Below are 3,141 nucleotides of genomic sequence, written 5' to 3' on the forward strand. Positions count from 1 at the left end.
GGACTCGTCGCCTCGTCCACTACCGCCTACCCGAAAACCAAGGTGCGGCGGAATACTAGCGCAGGAGAATCATCGTTTGTTTACCGAGCCCGCTGTCGCGATCGAATTCCTATTGTCTCCCACCTCGTTGTTGATGGCGGCGATCGGTTCGTTGTTGGGCATCTTCGTCGGCGCGATTCCCGGATTGACCGGCGCGATGTTGATCGCGTTGACTTTGCCGCTGACCTATTCGATGCCGAGTGAGTTGGCGCTGGTCTTGTTGGTTTCGATGTATGTCGGTTCGGTCAGCGGCGGACTAGTGACGGCGACGTTGCTGCGGATCCCCGGGACGCCGGCATCGATGATGACGACGTTGGACGGCTACCCGATGGCGCAGCGGGGCCAGGCGGGGCGGGCGCTGGCACTGGGCATCGGCGGCACCTTCATCGGCGGGATGATCTCTTGGGGATTCCTGGTTTGTCTGGCCCAGCCGATGGCGGCCTGGTCGTTGACGTTCGGCCCCTTCGAATTCTTTGCGCTGGTGATGGTTGCGATGGTCTTGATCGCGACCGTCGGCGGCAAGTCGCTCAGTCTGGGGCTGTTCTCCGGCGCGCTGGGCGTGATGATCGCCATGCCCGGTTCGTCTCCGGCGACCGGCATCGCGCGATTCACGTTCGGGATCCATGAGATGGATGACGGGTTCAAACTGCTGCCGGTCTTGATCGGGCTGTTTGCGGTCAATCAAGTGATTCGCCAGGTCTTGCAAGGCGATGTCGGCGGCAGCGCCGCGGAAGTCAACGATGGCGACAAACTGGATTTTCGGCTTCGCGATTTGGCGACCCACGGCGTCAACCTTGTCCGCTCGGCATTGATCGGCACCTGGATCGGGATCTTGCCCGGCATCGGTGCCAACGTCGGTTCGGTGATCGCCTACTCGGCCGCCAAGCGGGCGTCCAAGACGCCGGAACGATTCGGCAACGGCAGTGAGGAGGGCGTGGTGGCGTCCGAAACCGCCAACAACGCGACCGTCGGCGGGGCGCTGATTCCGCTGGTCGCGATGGGGATCCCCGGCAGCGTGATCGACGCGATCTTGTTGGGGGCACTGGTGATTCACGGCTTGCAACCCGGACCGATGCTGGTGCAAAGCGATCCGCTGGCGGTGCAGACGATTGTCGGAACGATGCTGATCGCCAACCTGCTGACCCTGCTGTTCTTGCTGGCTTCGGTGCGGATCATGGTTCGTGCCGCCAGGGTGCCTCTGTTTGTCCTGGTCCCGGTGGTAATGATCTTCTGCGTGATCGGTTCCTACGCCCTTGCCAATCGCATGTTTGACGTTTGGGTGATGCTCGCCTTCGGTGTCATCGGGTATCTGATGGAACGGTTTCACATTCCGATTGCGCCGCTGGTGATCGGGTTTGTGTTGGCACCGATCGGCGAAGAACACCTGGCGGCGGGGCTGATGCAAAGCGGTGGCAGTTTGATGCCGATGTTCACCCAACCGATCTCATTGGGTTTGTCTCTGGTTGCACTGGGGCTGTTGGCGTGGACACTATGGCGTCGGTTCAACGACGGCAAAGCGATCGTGTTGCCTGACGAGTCATCGTAGCTCGGCGATCACGTTCAACGCCCCGTCCAATGTTTACCCCGTTTCCCTCTGTCCCGATTCGATCCGCCAAAACTATGCGCCCCAATATCCTGTGGTATTGCACCGACCAACAGCGTTTCGACACGATCGGTGCGTTGGGAAACCCGTACGTGGTCACGCCGACGATCGACCAACTGGTCGCTTCCGGCGTCGCGATGACCCATGCCTATTGCCAAAGCCCGATCTGTACGCCGAGTCGTTCCAGTTTCATGACCGGCATGTACCCCTCGCGGGTTCACAACACCCGCAACGGCAATGAGTCGTTCCCGGCGTATCCTCCGGTGATCACCAAGTTGATCGCGGAATCAGGGTACGATTGCGGTCTGGTCGGCAAGTTTCATTTGCAAAGCGCGGGGCATCGCACCGAACCGCGGATCGACGACGGGTTTTCGTATTGGAAATTCAGCCACGCGCCACGCGATGATTGGTCCGAAGGCCATGACTATGCCGAATGGGTTCGCCGTCGCGGCGGTGACTTGGATGCGATGCGTCAGTCCGCCGAACGGGTTCCGACGGAGTTTCACCAAACGACCTGGGCCAGCGAGTGTGCGATCGAATTCATCCAAGACCACGCGGCGGGGGAGAAACCTTGGCTATTGAATTTGAACATCTACGATCCCCATCCGCCGTTCATCCCGCCCAAAGCGTACGCCGATCGATTTGATGCCGCCGACATGCCGGGACCGCACTTTCGCGATTCGGATTTGATCCAACAAAAGAAACTCGCATCGCTGGATTTCCAAGACGAAATCCGCACGCCGGAACAGCACAACGCCAAGCGGGTGCAGGCGGATTACTACGCCATGATCGCGCAGATCGATGACCAGTTTGCGCGTCTCCTTGAGACGCTCGATCGCACCGGCGCGCGGGACAACACGGTGATCATCTTCACCAGCGACCACGGCGAGTCGCTGGGCGATCACGGGCTGATGTTCAAGGGGTGCCGATTCTACGAAGGCCTGGTGCGGGTGCCGTTGATTTTCTCGTGGCCGGATCAGTTTCAATCAGGATTGATCTGTGACGGACTGGTCGAGTTGCTCGATCTGACCTCGACGTTGATGCAGCTGTGCGGATTGGAGTGCCCGGATTACATGCAGGGCAAGAGCTTGATGCCGATCTTGCGGGGCGAGTCGGATCCGACCCATCACCATGATTTCGTCCGCAGCGAGTACTTTGATGCACTCGATCCACACTTCACCGGCGGAGTGGGAACGTTCGGCACGATGTATCGGACACCTCGCTATAAGCTGTGCGTGTATCACGACAAGGGGCTCGGCGAACTGTATGACCTTCACACCGACCCGTGGGAGTTTGAAGACCTGTGGGATGATCCCAAACATCAATCGATCAAGCACAGTCTGATTCAAGACGCCTTCGACGCCCACGTCGTGCTGACGACCGATATGGGGTCACGCCGTATCGCCCCGATGTGAGTGTTGTGCGGGGGCGTTGGATCGGCGTTTGAGGTTCAATGACAGCAGGCCGTGTTGTTGTTAGCGGCAGGGCGCGAGCCCTCC

At 59.8% G+C, this 3,141-nt stretch carries 2 protein-coding genes; both read left to right on the forward strand.

Annotated features, from left to right (window positions below; all coding sequences use genetic code 11):
* The first annotated feature begins 76 nt into the window (after positions 1 to 76).
* Positions 77 to 1,585, forward strand: coding sequence for a tripartite tricarboxylate transporter permease (locus ABX749_RS27430; protein WP_372898834.1), 1,509 nt, complete (start codon positions 77 to 79; stop codon positions 1,583 to 1,585).
* A 74-nt stretch (positions 1,586 to 1,659) separates the two neighbouring features.
* Complete coding sequence (locus ABX749_RS27435; protein WP_372898835.1) at positions 1,660 to 3,057, forward strand: sulfatase; 1,398 nt, start codon at positions 1,660 to 1,662, stop codon at positions 3,055 to 3,057.
* Positions 3,058 to 3,141 lie beyond the last annotated feature (84 nt).

The sequence above is a fragment of the Stieleria sp. genome (assembly GCF_041595215.1).
Classification (GTDB): domain Bacteria; phylum Planctomycetota; class Planctomycetia; order Pirellulales; family Pirellulaceae; genus Stieleria; species Stieleria magnilauensis.

What these genes read in the sequence shown, in the direction of transcription:
- ABX749_RS27435 (WP_372898835.1), top strand. Translation starts at nt 1,660, where the DNA reads ATGCGCCCCAATATCCTGTGGTATTGCACCGACCAACAGCGTTTCGAC.